A 14593-nucleotide genomic window follows, 5' to 3' on the forward strand; every position below is an offset into this window, starting at 1 on the left:
TTAGGTAACTGAACTAATGTATCCCTCACATGTTTTCCCTTTTATTTTTTGGATGTGGTGAGTCTTACTGAAGGAGATAACGCTTACACTCAGAGAATTTCAGGTTATCTGGAAACCCGTAACATAACAGCTTGAAGGGTATCGCATGTTTTTTCGATTTCGTGCTGTAGCAAAGTAGGATGGACTAAAAACATAAGACTGGTTTCTCCCAACTCTTTTGCCACAGGCAAGCGTTTTTCAGGTCGAAATCCGGTATTTTCAAAGGCCTTTTCAAGGTAAACCTCAGAACACGAACCCTGGAAGCAGGGAACCCCTTCTTTAACCATTTCGTCAAGTATTCTGTTCCTACTCCAACCTTCCTTTAACTGCTCAGGCCTGACAAAAACATAGTGCTTATAATGAGCGTGCTTTATATGGCCAGGAACCTTCGGTACTCGCAAGGCTGGGATTGACTGACAGGCTTCACTGATAGTCATCGCATTGACCTGGCGCTGTTTAGTCCACCCTGGCATTCTCTTCAACTGTATGCGCCCTATGGAAGACTGCATTTCAGTTAAACGCCAGTTTGTACCAAAAGATTCATGCAGCCAACGAAAACCCGGAGGGTGTTGCTGGTTATACACTGCATCCCAGGACTTACCGTGATCTTTATAAGCCCACATTTTTTTCCAAAGGGATTCATCATTTGTGGTAACCATGCCTCCTTCCCCTCCGGTGGTCATGATTTTATCCTGACAAAAAGACCAGCTTCCAATATGCCCGATAGAGCCAACACTTCTTCCTTTGTAATGGGCACCATGCGCCTGCGCACAATCTTCAATCACAAACAGATTATGTTCCGCTGCCAGAGCCATAATATCATCCATCTCACAAGGCCATCCGGCAAGGTGGACACATATAATGGCTTTAGTTTTTACCGTTAGTACCTTACGAATAGTTTCAGCAGTAACATTTTGGGAATCTCTGTCTACATCTGCAAATATCGGCGTTGCACCGGCAGTCATAATGCTGCTGGCTGAGGCTATAAAAGTACGTGAGGTGACAATGACTTCATCACCCACGTTAATATCCAGAGCTTTCAGGGCAAGTTCCAAAGCTACGGAGCCATTGGCAAGAGCTATAGAGTAGTTAGAGCCAGTAAACAGGGAAAATTCTCTTTCAAATTCACGACATACCATACCGGTCCAGTAGTTAACCTTGTTGGATAATAGTGTTTTCGAAACAGCGTCAGCTTCTTCTTCTGTGAAAGAAGGCCAGGGAGAGAATGGTGTATTAAGCATTTAAGGTTTTCACTGCAGATTGTAAAGTGAATACAAAGCAAATATAACAGAGCTGATCTGTCTGTTCTGTTTAAAACGTAAGGCAATTAAAATGTTATTAGTCTTGACTTGAATACGCATCTACCAGCCAGCGTTATATTTCTAAAACTTGCCTTAGCTCAGGAAGTGAATTTATTTTATGCTCTGCCTCAAACTCAGGGGTTACGTCTGTAAAACAATATTCCCCTGTCTCTGAAATTAGCTGAACTGTTAACCATCCCATTTTTTTTGGGGTAACGAAATCCTTGTTCGGATTATCAGCGACATAAACACACTGCTCAGGCTCAACTTCCAGAGTCTTCTGCATCAGTTGATAAGACTTTTCATGAGGCTTCCAATAGTCTCTACCGAGCTCATCAGTTACACATATTTCATGAAAATAGTCAGAAACACCCAATGCATTGATTTTATTACGCTGAACCTGACGGTATCCATCAGTAATCAGACCCATTTTACACCGGCCTGAAAGACGGTCAAGAATATCTTTAGCTTCAGAGCTTAATGCAATAGTCGGTAAATGAGAGCGATACACGTTAACCAGTTCTTCAATTAGTGCCAGCTGGTACTCTACCCCGAGGGCATCAAGAGTATCATTAAAAACTCTACCCCTGTGTCCTGAATGAAAAAGTTCTCTAGCCGTATTAAAAAAACCTGTTATTTCATGCTGTTCTAAAAGATAGCTATCAACAGCCTTAAACCCACTTTCGACATAGCTTGATTCTGGATAAAGCGTATCATCAAGGTCAAAAACAACAGCTTTTATCACTGAATATTAACTCCCTCTGTGATAATTTCATCATCATATCGAAGCATTGCCAAATCATGTTTCCAGCTGTTCTGGCTTGCCTCACACTTAAGTCCGCAAAACTCCTGAATAATCCACCTGGGAAAATCCGCACCAGCATGCAATGAAAGAGGATGACCACCACCAAAACGAGGGTTAATCTCAATAAAACTGATTCTACCACTTTCTTGCTTAAAGCACTGAACGGTAATACAACCCACTGCATTAGGCAGTTTGCTGACAACATCCGTCACAGCAGTGATTATCTCTGGGTCATTGACAGTCAGTCCTTTGCTGACTTCACCCCCTCGGGTTTCAAGCCTTTTTCTCGGAACGACACAGCGGACTTTCCCTTCAAAATCGACATAAGCATCACAAGTATATTCATCACCTTCAAGATACTCCTGTACGATCGCATTTTTTACATACTGGCTAAAAAATTCTAATTCTTTGTGGTTATGTACAATATGAACACCAAGACTGCAACTTCCATCCCAAGGCTTTACCAGTAACGGAAACTCTTTTTCACCAAGCTGATTAATTTCATCCTTCGAATAAAGATGGGGAGTGTCAATCTTATTATTAACAAAAAACTCCCATGTTTTTTGTTTGTTAAAACAAATTTCATTAGTTTCGGTATTACAGACTAAAACTTTGGTACCAATGATTTCAAAATCTTCTTTATGCTTTGATAGCAACTCCAGGTCAGTATCAATCAAAGAGAACAGCAGTTTTATTTCATATTTCTTACATATTGACAAAAGTTCAGGTATATAGTCTGGTGAAGAAGCCCTTGGAACATTCAAGTACTGATCAGCAATAAAGCCTGCCGGGGCACTTTTTCCAGAGTCAGCAGCGTAAATATTGCCCCGGATACCCATCGCTGAGGTTGTTTTTTTAAAATGTCTTAACAATGAAACTCTGCGTCCAGCCGCAGAAAATAAAATATTCAGGTCAAACATAATTATTCAGGTTTTGATATTGGAAATATTCATTTAATGATATCAATTATTCTATCAACTAGAACAATCATGATTATTACTATAATCATCATTCTTTGCTGGTTGGTAACGCCCTTCAAAAAAAGGCATAGTGGCGTGATTATCAGCACTGATGTCTTCTTTAAAAAGTACCTTCTTCACAGTAAGAAACAGGATTTTGATATCAAGCCAGAGAGATTGGTTATCAACATACCACACATCCAACTTAAATTTATCACCCCAGCTAATCGCATTGCGACCATTAACCTGAGCCCAGCCAGTAATGCCAGGGCGTACTTCGTGACGACGAGCTTGTTCGGGTGTATAGAGCGGCAGGTATTCCATCAGCAGAGGGCGCGACCCCACAAGACTCATGTCGCCTTTTAACACATTCCAGAACTCTGGCAATTCATCCAAGCTGGTTCGACGCATAAAGTTGCCGAAAGGAGTAATGCGCTCGCCGTCGGGAAGTGGATTATCATTAGCATCCTTGGCGTCTCGCATAGTGCGAAACTTAACCATGGTAAAAGGCTTACCATTCAAGCCCGGACGCACCTGACGAAAGAAAACTGGCTTGCCCATTGTTCTGGCTACCTTCCAGGCAATAAAAGCCATTATCGGACTAAAAACAATCAGAGCAATGGAAGCTCCTGAAATATCAATCAAACGTTTCAACATAAACAATTACTAGTGTCTAAACTTTTCCAGAAAACAGCCACCAAATATAGGCGATAGCAGACTCAAATTTTTTTCTTCTGAATTGTGTGATTTTTTTAACCATACAGAGCTTACTAAAAAAGTTAACATTCAAATTAATTCGTACTTCTTCTTTAGGCAAAGAATTTAAAAACGTTATATTTTGATAGTACCAACTACCAAAAACCATAGTGATTTTTTTAATGAGTGAACGGTTTGCCCCATAAACATTATTATCATGCTGCCTGTATAATATCCCTGAGTACTGATCAAATACCCATTTGCATTTATTTACTCTCAGTATGAAATAAATACTCCAATCATGAGAAACAGCGTTACTTAAATTCAAGAGATCAACATTCTGAATTGTTTCTTTAACAACCGTGAAGCCATGATTGGTAAGCACATAAGTACAGCCTGCACTAGCACCTTGAAAGTAGTGATCAAACTCTTTCTGTGACTGATCTTTTTTTAATTCTCCCATAGTTGACCTACCATCCCAGACAATGAGATTACTGGAATAACCATCTGCCCTATTGCCCTCCAGCACATTAACCGCTCTTTCAATTTTACCGGGGAGCCACAGGTCATCCTGATCAGAGAATGCTACATATTGATAGTCTGAGCTGTCAAAACCTTGAACTGCACGTAGAAAATTTTTACCTGCACTTCCACTAGCCTGACAGTCAATTAAAAAAATATTCTTACTATCACAGAGAATCTCATTAACTAGTTCAAGACCTGACGAACTTTGATCATTAAAGATAAACACATCAATACTAACATTTCTTTGAGATAAAATTGAGTTTATTTGCTCTTTAAAAAATTCATCTGGATTATATAACGCTAATATTACTGCTACTCTTTTCAAATTAAAAGACCTCTAAAGTTATATACATATACAAAAAAAAGGACCGGTATTAACACTACAGAAAATTCTGGCTTAAGCTCGATTTTATGAAGAAAACAATCCTTTATTGAAAGTAAAAAACCTATATAGAAGATTGATAATCTTATTGCTACGACATTGGAAAGGATAAAAGTGCAGGAATATAACGAAAGTAAAAAAAACAGAAATAGCTTGTTTCTCATACTCACGCCAGAGTCATTTAAAAAAAAACACCCTAACAAAATCAACACAAAAGAATATAAATACTTAATAAGAGATACATTACTGGGTAAGAGATAAATGTCTCGATGACCAAGCCATTGTGGATCAACAAAATTCATCGCAAGCAACTTAATCTCATTATTAAACAAAATCATGAAAAAAAGAAATGGTAAACTATATAATAATGATTTCCCACTGAACATATCAATTTTGCAAATGAATAAAGCTAAAAACAAAGTCACACTAATAAGCAAAACACTGTCATGAAAAAAAACACCAAACAATGTAACCACCAAAATCTCTTTAATGCCTAGCTCTTTCCTGAATGATAAGGAAGTTACAAAAAAAGTAAATATATATAATGGCCCAGCCCTTAATACAGTGGTCATCAGCAAGGGCAAATAGATAGAACAGAAAATCGCCAAAGCGTAAGAACTCTTTCTCATCAGCAAAAGCAATAATATTAAGAATACATTAATACTCTGTACTACAAACGCTAAAACATCTAACCTTTGCTCAGGAGTAGAGCCAAATAAATCAAGCGTTAGAATAGCTCTTGCTAAATATTCGAAGAAATAACCAGAATAATTTGGATCCGCATTCAATAAATACCCTTGATAATCTGGAAAAGCTTTAGCACCATAATGGTAATATATATATATCGTTATCATTATTAACATAACGATATATACTTTATACACCTGATCTCTTAAAGAAAAATTCAAGTTAAACACTTAGAAACATTCTCACAAAATAATCAAAGATTATTAGAAATAGAATAAATTACTTTTTCTAGACCAACTCTCCAATCTTTTTGTTCTACTCCAAACACTCTACAAAACTTCATTGAATTTAGCTGAGAGTTTTTAGGCCTTTTTGCACGGAGTATGTAATTTTCAGACAATATAGAATTCATACGTACGTCAGGCTCAACTATGCCTGATAGCTGAGAGTATTGAGCGATAACACAAGCAAACTCATACCAACTAACATAGGGAAAGCCAGAATAATGGTATAATCCCCAAATCCCATCTACATCATTTATTTTTATTCTGTTTACAATTTTATCTATAGAGTCAACTAAATCCCCTAAAAAAGTAGGCCCACCCAATTGATCATTTACAACAGTCAGCTCTTTTTTATTTCTTAGGGAATTTATAATGCTTGTCACAAAATTATTGTTCTGAGCATTAAACAACCACGACGTTCTGATAATAATATACTTACTACATAATTCTTTTACAATCTGTTCTCCAGCCAATTTACTTTTTCCATAAATATTTACTGGCTCAGCGATATCACTCTCTATGTAACAGCCATTTTTCTTGTCACCTTTAAAAACATAGTCAGTAGAAATATGAATAAGACATGAATTTACAGACTCAGCTGCTGCAGCCAAATATTTCACACCATAACAGTTCACAGCATAAGCTTCTTCTATGTTGTCTTCCGCTTTCTCAGCTGAAGTATATGCGGCTCCATTAATAATAATATCAGGATTAAATTTTAATACGATCTCGAAGACCTGACTTTCATTCGTAATATCTAGCTCTGCTCTTGTGCAGCAGTAACAATCACCATCTCTAAAATTTTCAGACAGCGAGTACCCTAGCATCCCTGCTGACCCGGTTATCAATATACGCATATTGCCTCACACGCCTAAATATATAAGTACACCCATAACTGCTACCATACTGAAGAGCGAGCATATTTTTGCATTTATAATTAAAACTGCTGTTTCTGACATCCCATTAAATTCTTTTTTTTGACTATCAAGCTCATTAAATAAAACAGGCTCTATTACCGCAAGAACTATTGCAGTAGCGGCAAAATTCATAGCTTGTCCAGAATAAGTAGCTAACATTCTGTATTCTGGATATATTTGTGCAGCTATAAATGGAGCAACAAAGGCTAGTGTTATACAAAATGAACTAAAATATGAAAATATAAAAACCCTGTTACAAGTTATTGAAAATTCAACTTTATGGAATTTTGGTTCTTTAATGTTTCTATAAGAAAAAAATGATAATAACCTTACAAACCTTTGAAAGAAATAATAAATATCATTATTGTTTAAAACACAAAAAACAAAAGCCAAGGATGTAAGAAATGAAAATAAAAATATATAATTCATATCACTTCTAACATTTTCAACTTCAAATAGATATGACAAAATCATTAACACTACAACATATATTATGCGTCCAAAGTAGTGTATAAATCCAGCATAGCCAATTAACTGCCGACTATAGCCATCTATCTTAATGCCCTTCAATATATATGAATAGATTTCTAACAATTGAGAGGCTATAACTAAGATAGATACAAAAACAAAATAAGCTACAACCATCAAATCAACGAACCCCGAGAAAACAAAAAAAACACTTAGCGTCCACCATTTAAGGATTAGTCTTAATCAATTTTTTTCATAAAAGTTATACTCTTTTATAATCCGCCGGTACCAATAAATTTTCCGAGGTTTATTTCAACACAGACCTTAAATACTCTTTAAATGTTATGGCATTCATATCTTTTTCTGATACCACTGGATTGCTTATCAACCAGTTGATATCAAGATCAAGATCATCCCACCTAATAGCTATTTCATCAGATGGATTATAATAGTCAGTACACTTATACTCAAAACCAGCTGACTCAGACAATACAACAAAACCATGAGCAAAACCTGGCGGAATCCAAAACTGTTTTTTATTCATCTCAGACAATTCAGCAGAAACCCATTGACCAAACCAATTAGAGTCTGGTCTCAAGTCAACTGCTACATCTAATATACTTCCAGCAACCACCCTTACCAACTTTCCCTGGGGATTTTTTTCTTGCATGTGAAGTCCCCTAAGCACACCTTTTATAGAAAACGAGTGATTGTCCTGTACAAAATAAACATCTTCTCCTAATACATTTTTATAGCGTTCAGCTTGAAACGTCTCTAGAAAAAAACCACGCTCATCACTAAAGACTTTGGGTTCAATTAATTTAACATCTGGTATTTTAGTATTAGTAACTTTCATACAGCTTTACTTGATTAACCTCAACAAATACTGCCCATAGCTTGTTTTACTTAGCATTTCACCTTTTAACTTTAGTGTTTCGATATCTAACCATGTATTATGAAAAGCGATTTCTTCCAAACAAGCCACTTTAAGCCCTTGCCTGTTCTCAATGGTCTGAACAAACTGCCCTGCTTCCAACAGTGCGTCATGAGTGCCTGAATCGAGCCAGGCAAAACCTCGCCCAAGAATCTCTACATATAGTTGATTATGCTCCAGATAAAGTAGATTTAAATCAGTAATTTCCAGTTCTCTTCTTTCAGATGGTTTAATTTCTTTAGCAAAATCAACGACATTATTATCGTAGAAATACAAGCCAGTGACCGCATAGTTTGATTTTGGCTTTTGGGGTTTTTCTTCTATAGATATCACTTTTCCATTTTCATCAAAAGCAACAATACCAAAACGTTCAGGATCGGCGACTGGATAGCTAAACACTGTTGCGCCTGATTCCCTAGCGTTCGCTTCCTTCAATTTTCCTGAAAAGCCCTGACCATAGAAAATATTATCACCCAAAACCATCGCCACCTGATCATTACCAATAAAACTTTTGCCAATCGTAAAAGCTTGTGCAATCCCTTTCGGTTCTGGCTGTATTGCATAACTCAGGCTTATTCCAAACTGACTACCATCACCTAATACATTAAAGAAATGAATTTGATCTTCCGGTGTAGTGATGATCAGAATATCCTGAATGCCCGCTAGCATTAATACTGACAGTGGGTAATAAATCATTGGTTTATCGTATACCGGAAGAAGCTGCTTAGATACTCCCAAAGTAATCGGGTGAAGTCGTGTACCGCTACCACCCGCAAGAATAATTCCTTTTCTCATAAAAGCTATCTCAATAACAGTGTCAGAACATGATCAAGTCCCTGTTGCCAGGGCGGTAAGTTTACATTGAAGGTTGTTTTAAGTTTGCTGCAATCCAGCTGTGAGTTTTTTGGCCTGAAAGCCGGAGTCGGATACTCATCACTAGAAATCGCATCAACACTCTTTAAACCGAGCTTTATTGGCAACCCAGCATTAATGCCTTTTTGAATTACATACTGTGCATACTCATGCCAGTTAGTTAAACCGTTAGCAGTGATATGATATAAACCATATTTAAAAGGTATGGCGCTTCTAGTGTATTGCGCCAATATTTGTGCTGTAATATCAGCAATTAACGCAGCAGACGTGGGTGCACCAAATTGATCAGCTACGATATTAAGCTGCTCTTTTTCGGCTGCAAGCCTTAACATAGTTTTTGCAAAGTTATTGCCATAGGCACCAAATACCCAGCTAGTTCGAAGTATCAATGATTTTGATGAAGCTTCAAAAACCGCCTGCTCACCCTGCCATTTCGATAGGCCATAAATACTTCTTGGGTCTGGCTGGTCGAGTTCAGTGTAGCCTCCTTGCTTCTGACCATTAAAAACATAATCCGTGGAATAATGAACCAGTAAGGCTCCTGCCTTTTCCGCTTCTTGAGCAATAACCCCCGGCGCAGTGGCATTAATAGCAAACGCTTTATCCTGCTCACTTTCTGCTTTATCGACCATGGTATAGGCAGCAGGGTTTACAATAATGTCCGCATTTACGGATTGAACGCAACGACGAATATCATCCTGGTTGAGAAAGTTACACTCTTCTTTACCGATAGCAACCACCTCACCAAAGGGAGCCAGAGCCCTTTTTAATTCAAAGCCTATCTGGCCATTTTTACCGGTAATAAGAATTTTCATATTGTTTATCATATTGTGTGGAAACCCAGTCACGGTAATTCCCGCTGATGACCGCTTCAACCCATGGTTGGTTTTCCAGATACCAAAGTACAGTTTTTCTTATTCCACTCTCAAAGCTTTCTATGGGCTGCCATCCCAACTGCTTAGCAATCTTTCCGGCATCTATGGCATAACGATGGTCATGCCCTGGTCGATCTCTCACAAATGTGATTTGCTGACTATAAGATTCACCATCCTCTCTGGGACTAACTCCATCCAAAACCTTACACAGTGTTTTTACAACATCTAGATTTGTTTTCTCGCTCGAACCACCTACATTGTAGGTTTCTCCTGGCTTACCTTTTGACAGGACTAACCGAATTGCATTGCAGTGATCCTTAACATAAAGCCAGTCACGAATCTGCTGACCGTTGCCATATATTGGCAGTGCTTTTTTATTCAGAGCATTATAAATAACAAGCGGAATTAGCTTTTCAGGAAAGTGGAACGGTCCATAATTATTTGAGCAATTTGTTGTTAGTACCGGTAAACCGTACGTGTGGTGATAAGCTCTCACCAAGTGATCACTAGCAGCCTTACTAGCTGAATAAGGACTATTAGGTTTATATCTATGGTGTTCTGTAAACCCAGGATCAGATGTTTCAAGAGAGCCATAAACTTCATCAGTCGAGACATGCAGGAAACGAAATTCTGACTTTTCTAACTCACTGAGCTGTTCCCAATAAGTCTTTACTGTTTCCAATAAAAGAAATGTTCCCAATACATTAGTTTGAATAAACTGTTCTGGCCCAATAATGCTACGATCGACATGTGACTCTGCAGCAAAATTTATAACCGCTCGTGGTTTATATTTTGCTAATATCGTCGCTACTTTATCAGAATCACCAATATCACCTTGCACAAAAATATGTCTTTTATCATTTTTCAACTCATTAAGACTCATCAAATTGCCAGCATAAGTTAAAGCATCAATATTAATAACACGTTCTTCATTTTTCTTCAGCCAGTCCAGAACAAAATTACAACCAATAAATCCGGCTCCGCCGGTTATTAAAATCGACATATTAAATTAAACTCGCTTAGACCCTGAAATGAATAGCTTGTATTTTTGTTATTTATCGAAAAATTTCTACTGACTGCCCATTACTTCTTGACGCACTTGCTCTATCGCCTGGCTCAAACCAGGCAAATCGTTACAAACCGTTTGCCAGACAATCGCAAGATCGACTTTAAACCTAAATTCAGCGGTTAACCCCTGAGCTAAACTCTAACCCTCAACAATATTGAGGGCTCGAAGATGGTTCGACCACCAAAACCCACTCCCCCAAAGGGTGAGTTGTCTGAAATGAAAAAAGATCCCTTATCCGTCAAACTCGAAGTCGATTCTTTCGACGGTAAAATTCATGTCGAGTGGGAGCCTGAAGCATCGGTCACCCCAATGGGACAGCTTCCTTTTTTTATACAGTTTTTAAAAACAGGTCACCGATTTGAACCCTGGATTAACGATTGCCCACTAACTTATAAAAGCCCAAACGCCCCTCAAAAAGTGGATGTGATTGGCTCATTAATGCTTTCCATTCTTTCAGGACATAAACGCTATGCGCATATCGGAACAATTATTGGTGATAAAGTAAACGCTCAGTTGCTCGGGATGAAAAAAATTGTCAGCGATGATTCTGCCAGGCGTGGTTTAAAGAAGATTGACGAAGATGAAGGCGTTGAATGGATGCAAAAACACCTCCATCTCTGTTTTGATCCGTTATTAACCATTCCATGGATTATGGATGTTGATGTTACCGTGAAAACCATTTATGGGCATCAGGAAGGAGCGGTTAATGGCTATAACCCACATAAGAAAGGGAGACCCTCTCATACTTACCACTCATATATGATGGCTAATCTTAAATTAATACTGGAGGTTGAAGTCAGACCCGGAAATCAAAGTCAAAGTAAATACTCTTTACCCGGTTTAATGGAGCTATTAAATCGACTTCCAAAACGCTGCTGGCCTGAATTTGTTCGTGGTGATTGTGATTGGGGAAGTGACCGGGTAATGAGCGAATTGGAAGATGCTGGTTGTCATTATCTTTTTAAAATGAAGAAGCACGACAACGTTAAGAAAGCCATAGGGAATGCACACTGTAGCGGAGGATGGGTAAAATACGACAACCATTGGGAGGGAAAAGAATCCGTAATTAAACTGTCAGGTTGGAAAAAAGAAAGACGCATAATTATTGTTCGAAGACGGCGTCCTGAAAATGAAATACCGATGTTGGAAAAAGGAATAAAAGAACGTCAACAAACGTTAGCATTAATAGAAGAGCCAGAAAATATAAAAGCTTACGAGTATTCGGTTCTGGTCACATCTCTTGATAATGATATAGTCTCGATCATTAATCATTATCGCAATAGGGCTGACTGTGAAAATAACTTTGATGAAATCAAAAACCAATGGGGCTGGGGCGGTTATGTAACAAAAGATATGGCAAGATGTCGAATGCTGGCCCGAATGGTTGCCTTGGTTTACAACTGGTGGACGCTATACGTTCGATTGAGTAATCCGGACTCCCATAAAGAATCAATTACCAGCCGTCCCTTATTAATGAGTTCAATTGGCAAGCTGACCCACTCTGGCAACCAAAAGAAAATAAAGCTGACAAGCCAGCATCGATGGATGTATAAAATTGCGAAATTACAAAGTGAACTGTGTGATTTTTTTGATTCAATCAAAAGTATCGCACCGCAGTTGAATCCAATTAACGCATGGTGTCGTATTTTAACGAAAGCGGTCTCAAAATTTTTGAAAAAAGGGCAGGTTATTACGATGCAACCATTAATTCGATCGGGCTAATGACTTAAAAAAACGCTGCTCAGAACCGTGAGAAGCTATTCCTAATGGCATGGCTCAGTGGCGTTCAACTGCTGAATTTAGGTTAAAATAACCATGCGATATGGCATTCCGCATTTCATAGGCATAGAGGAAAGGAATGTCGTTATGTTTTTCAACAAACTCAGGAAAGTGCTTGTCAATATTGTGACTGGCTTCGCCAATAATTTCGAGGTTTCTCAGTACAGCATCCTGAACCATTGTATTGCTTATGAACTCCTGCTCGTTCAGGCTTTCTACGTAGCTTTGAATCCTTATTATTGCTTAAAGAATATGCCCAAGATATTCGGCCAGACGCAAAGCTTTATTGCTCATAGGGGCTCCGCTTTCGCTAACACTTCTGAGCGAACCGTTTCTGTCAGACTCAAGGGGGTTAAAACATCCACTTTGACACCGAGCAATTTCCGAAGCTTGTGACGAATGGCACCTATATCGAGCAATGTCATTCCGGCTTGAGGATCCACAATCAAGTCAAGATCACTTTCTTCAGTGTTACAGCCTGTCAGCACCGAACCAAACACTCGTGCATTTGCAGCCCGGTGTTCAGCTACTACCTTTTTTATAGATTCACGGTGTTCATTTAAAGCTTCTGAGGGTTTCATATTTTACCCTTATCTGTTTAATCCGCTAAAGGTTGGCTTTGAACATTATCGGGCTGATTATGGATCATGAAGAAGTTCAAGCATTGACGTGTCTATGTTGACTTGCGTAAGGGTTTTGGGCACTTACCTATTGATTATATTGTTTGCAATACCTACGGATATTACCTGCTATTTGTAGCAGTACCGGGGTATAGCCAACCACTTGTGGAAAGATAGTATTTAACGCCTCTGGCTGGTATTCATTAGCAATGCTGTTGCGCAATTCACGAATTTCCATAAACTCTCTGGCGTCATCAATAAGGCCTTTTTTCTCAGCCCGGTTTATGCGATCCCGCACCGTACCGCTATGATCAAAATCAATCTCATCAATTAACCTGAAAACTTTCTGTAGCAGCACATCATTGAACCTGACAAAACGGGCAGTTAATGCTTCGAACTTATCCAGTGTTTCCAGGCTTTCCATCGCAATATCAGTCAGTTTTATGAGCTGACATTGAGCCAGCGACCTTGAAGGCAGGGCTTCCATTTTTTCCATATTTTGCAGCTGCTGTTGCAGTAACAGAAACTTATCTTTCATTTTGTCAGCTCTAACCTTGCTCAAAGAGGTATTCCTCCTGCCAGGGCAATACGAGTAAAAGGGTCCGTATCGTCAGCAGCAATGACCAGATCAATTTTTTGCTCCCCAATTTTCTCGTAAAGTGCCAGACGGATTTTTGGCTTATCGGCCAGCGTTAATTTTTCTGACAAAATCAGCAGATCAATATCGCCACCTTTTGCCTTGTCATCGGCTCTTGAGCCGAACAACCAGATTTTGGCATGGGGGTCAGCGTTTTGAATTACCTGCCGTATAGCACTCTGTTCTGTATCAGTTAACCGCATTATCTTGTCAGATCCGAAATTTGGTTGCGATATAGTAGCAACCAAATTTCATGAACTGAAGCATATCAGTCGATCCAGAAGTAACAGGGCATGAGTTTAGCTGCTGCCAATGGTAGAGAGCCAGAACAAGCTGACAGGTGCCGTGTTAGCGGGAAAGCAGAGTTTTAAGCATTTCTTTTATTTCAGCAATCTCTTTGTCTTGTTTGTCAAAGCGCTTGTCATGACTATCTAATCGCACATCGATGTTATCAAAGCGTTTGTCATGACCATCTAATCGCTTGTCGATGTCATCAAAGCGTTTGTCATGACCATCTAATCGCTTGTCGATGTCATCAAAGCGTTTATCATGACCATCTAATTGCTTGTCGATGCCATCAAGTCGATTGTCAATCTCATCAAAGCGTCTGTCATGCTCTGACTGGTGCGCTTTCATTTGCTTAATATCTTTCCGGCTTTCGCCAACGACACCAAGCACACCGGTTAGTGTCTCGCGGATATGATCAAGTTCTGTCAGCTGTGTTTTGGGATTCAGTGCCATGC

General features: G+C 38.8%; 18 protein-coding genes. 1 reads left to right on the top strand and 17 read right to left on the bottom strand.

What is annotated here, in order from left to right; all coding sequences use genetic code 11:
- Positions 1-104: 104 nt before the first annotated feature.
- The 12 genes from NX720_RS00330 to rfbB all read right to left on the bottom strand — a co-directional run bounded on the left by NX720_RS00330 (position 105) and on the right by rfbB (position 10748).
- Positions 105-1280 (bottom strand): DegT/DnrJ/EryC1/StrS family aminotransferase, encoded by a 1176-nt coding sequence (locus NX720_RS00330; protein WP_262598711.1) that lies wholly within the window; start codon positions 1278-1280, stop codon positions 105-107.
- A 133-nt stretch (positions 1281-1413) separates the two neighbouring features.
- A complete protein-coding gene (locus NX720_RS00335) occupies positions 1414-2085 on the bottom strand; it encodes an HAD family hydrolase (RefSeq protein WP_262598712.1) in 672 nt (223 codons plus the stop codon).
- Positions 2082-3065, bottom strand: coding sequence for an ATP-grasp domain-containing protein (locus tag NX720_RS00340; RefSeq protein WP_262598713.1), 984 nt, complete (start codon positions 3063-3065; stop codon positions 2082-2084). Before NX720_RS00340 ends, NX720_RS00335 begins: the two co-directional genes overlap by 4 nt.
- Before the next feature lie 54 nt (positions 3066-3119).
- Positions 3120-3761 (bottom strand): sugar transferase, encoded by a 642-nt coding sequence (locus tag NX720_RS00345; protein WP_262598714.1) that lies wholly within the window; start codon positions 3759-3761, stop codon positions 3120-3122.
- Between the two features lie 16 nt (positions 3762-3777).
- Positions 3778-4650, bottom strand: coding sequence for a glycosyltransferase (locus NX720_RS00350; protein WP_262598715.1), 873 nt, complete (start codon positions 4648-4650; stop codon positions 3778-3780).
- On the bottom strand, positions 4647-5624 hold the full coding sequence (locus tag NX720_RS00355) for a hypothetical protein (RefSeq protein ID WP_262598716.1): 978 nt from the start codon (positions 5622-5624) through the stop codon (positions 4647-4649). The genes NX720_RS00350 and NX720_RS00355 overlap by 4 nt, the downstream gene beginning before the upstream one ends.
- 23 nt (positions 5625-5647) lie before the next feature.
- A complete protein-coding gene (gene rfbD, locus NX720_RS00360) occupies positions 5648-6535 on the bottom strand; it encodes a dTDP-4-dehydrorhamnose reductase (RefSeq protein WP_262598717.1) in 888 nt (295 codons plus the stop codon).
- Positions 6536-6541: 6 nt separating this feature from the next.
- Positions 6542-7243: a hypothetical protein gene (locus NX720_RS00365; RefSeq protein WP_262598718.1), complete on the bottom strand. Its 702-nt coding sequence runs from the start codon at positions 7241-7243 to the stop codon at positions 6542-6544.
- A gap of 127 nt (positions 7244-7370) precedes the next feature.
- Entirely contained in the window at positions 7371-7919 is a 549-nt protein-coding gene (rfbC, locus tag NX720_RS00370; protein WP_262598719.1) for a dTDP-4-dehydrorhamnose 3,5-epimerase, read from the bottom strand.
- A 6-nt stretch (positions 7920-7925) separates the two neighbouring features.
- A complete protein-coding gene (gene rfbA, locus NX720_RS00375) occupies positions 7926-8792 on the bottom strand; it encodes a glucose-1-phosphate thymidylyltransferase RfbA (RefSeq protein ID WP_262598720.1) in 867 nt (288 codons plus the stop codon).
- Between the two features lie 5 nt (positions 8793-8797).
- Positions 8798-9685 (bottom strand): dTDP-4-dehydrorhamnose reductase, encoded by an 888-nt coding sequence (gene rfbD / locus NX720_RS00380; RefSeq protein ID WP_262598721.1) that lies wholly within the window; start codon positions 9683-9685, stop codon positions 8798-8800.
- Positions 9663-10748, bottom strand: coding sequence for a dTDP-glucose 4,6-dehydratase (gene rfbB, locus NX720_RS00385; RefSeq protein ID WP_262598722.1), 1086 nt, complete (start codon positions 10746-10748; stop codon positions 9663-9665). The genes rfbD (NX720_RS00380) and rfbB overlap by 23 nt, the downstream gene beginning before the upstream one ends.
- A gap of 234 nt (positions 10749-10982) precedes the next feature.
- Here rfbB and NX720_RS00390 point away from each other — a divergent pair, with 234 nt between their 5' ends.
- Positions 10983-12536 carry a transposase gene (locus NX720_RS00390; protein ID WP_262596267.1) on the top strand — a complete coding sequence of 518 codons (1554 nt, stop codon included), beginning with the start codon at positions 10983-10985 and terminating at the stop codon, positions 12534-12536.
- Between the two features lie 54 nt (positions 12537-12590).
- Here NX720_RS00390 and NX720_RS00395 read toward each other — a convergent pair whose 3' ends face one another.
- From NX720_RS00395 to NX720_RS00415, 5 genes are all read right to left on the bottom strand, one after another.
- Positions 12591-12833, bottom strand: coding sequence for a HepT-like ribonuclease domain-containing protein (locus NX720_RS00395; protein WP_318654129.1), 243 nt, complete (start codon positions 12831-12833; stop codon positions 12591-12593).
- Between the two features lie 50 nt (positions 12834-12883).
- Entirely contained in the window at positions 12884-13174 is a 291-nt protein-coding gene (locus NX720_RS00400; RefSeq protein WP_262598723.1) for a nucleotidyltransferase family protein, read from the bottom strand.
- A gap of 127 nt (positions 13175-13301) precedes the next feature.
- The gene (locus NX720_RS00405) at positions 13302-13775 is read right to left on the bottom strand and encodes a hypothetical protein (RefSeq protein WP_262598724.1); all 474 of its coding nucleotides are present in this window, start codon (positions 13773-13775) and stop codon (positions 13302-13304) included.
- Positions 13772-14053 (bottom strand): nucleotidyltransferase domain-containing protein, encoded by a 282-nt coding sequence (locus NX720_RS00410; RefSeq protein ID WP_262598725.1) that lies wholly within the window; start codon positions 14051-14053, stop codon positions 13772-13774. The genes NX720_RS00405 and NX720_RS00410 overlap by 4 nt, the downstream gene beginning before the upstream one ends.
- A gap of 145 nt (positions 14054-14198) precedes the next feature.
- Positions 14199-14591: a hypothetical protein gene (locus NX720_RS00415; protein WP_262598726.1), complete on the bottom strand. Its 393-nt coding sequence runs from the start codon at positions 14589-14591 to the stop codon at positions 14199-14201.
- Positions 14592-14593: the final 2 nt, after the last annotated feature.

This window comes from Endozoicomonas euniceicola, assembly GCF_025562755.1.
Taxonomy (GTDB): domain Bacteria; phylum Pseudomonadota; class Gammaproteobacteria; order Pseudomonadales; family Endozoicomonadaceae; genus Endozoicomonas_A; species Endozoicomonas_A euniceicola.

Excerpts from the sequence above, each read along its gene's own strand:
- NX720_RS00330 (WP_262598711.1), bottom strand. The coding sequence starts at position 1,280 with ATGCTTAATACACCATTCTCTCCCTGGCCTTCTTTCACAGAAGAAGAA.
- NX720_RS00340 (WP_262598713.1), bottom strand. The coding sequence starts at position 3,065 with ATGTTTGACCTGAATATTTTATTTTCTGCGGCTGGACGCAGAGTTTCA.
- NX720_RS00345 (WP_262598714.1), bottom strand. The coding sequence starts at position 3,761 with ATGTTGAAACGTTTGATTGATATTTCAGGAGCTTCCATTGCTCTGATT.
- rfbD (WP_262598717.1), bottom strand. The coding sequence starts at position 6,535 with ATGCGTATATTGATAACCGGGTCAGCAGGGATGCTAGGGTACTCGCTG.
- rfbC (WP_262598719.1), bottom strand. The coding sequence starts at position 7,919 with ATGAAAGTTACTAATACTAAAATACCAGATGTTAAATTAATTGAACCC.
- rfbA (WP_262598720.1), bottom strand. The coding sequence starts at position 8,792 with ATGAGAAAAGGAATTATTCTTGCGGGTGGTAGCGGTACACGACTTCAC.
- rfbD (WP_262598721.1), bottom strand. The coding sequence starts at position 9,685 with ATGAAAATTCTTATTACCGGTAAAAATGGCCAGATAGGCTTTGAATTA.
- rfbB (WP_262598722.1), bottom strand. The coding sequence starts at position 10,748 with ATGTCGATTTTAATAACCGGCGGAGCCGGATTTATTGGTTGTAATTTT.
- NX720_RS00390 (WP_262596267.1), top strand. The coding sequence starts at position 10,983 with ATGGTTCGACCACCAAAACCCACTCCCCCAAAGGGTGAGTTGTCTGAA.
- NX720_RS00400 (WP_262598723.1), bottom strand. The coding sequence starts at position 13,174 with ATGAAACCCTCAGAAGCTTTAAATGAACACCGTGAATCTATAAAAAAG.
- NX720_RS00410 (WP_262598725.1), bottom strand. The coding sequence starts at position 14,053 with ATGCGGTTAACTGATACAGAACAGAGTGCTATACGGCAGGTAATTCAA.
- NX720_RS00415 (WP_262598726.1), bottom strand. The coding sequence starts at position 14,591 with ATGGCACTGAATCCCAAAACACAGCTGACAGAACTTGATCATATCCGC.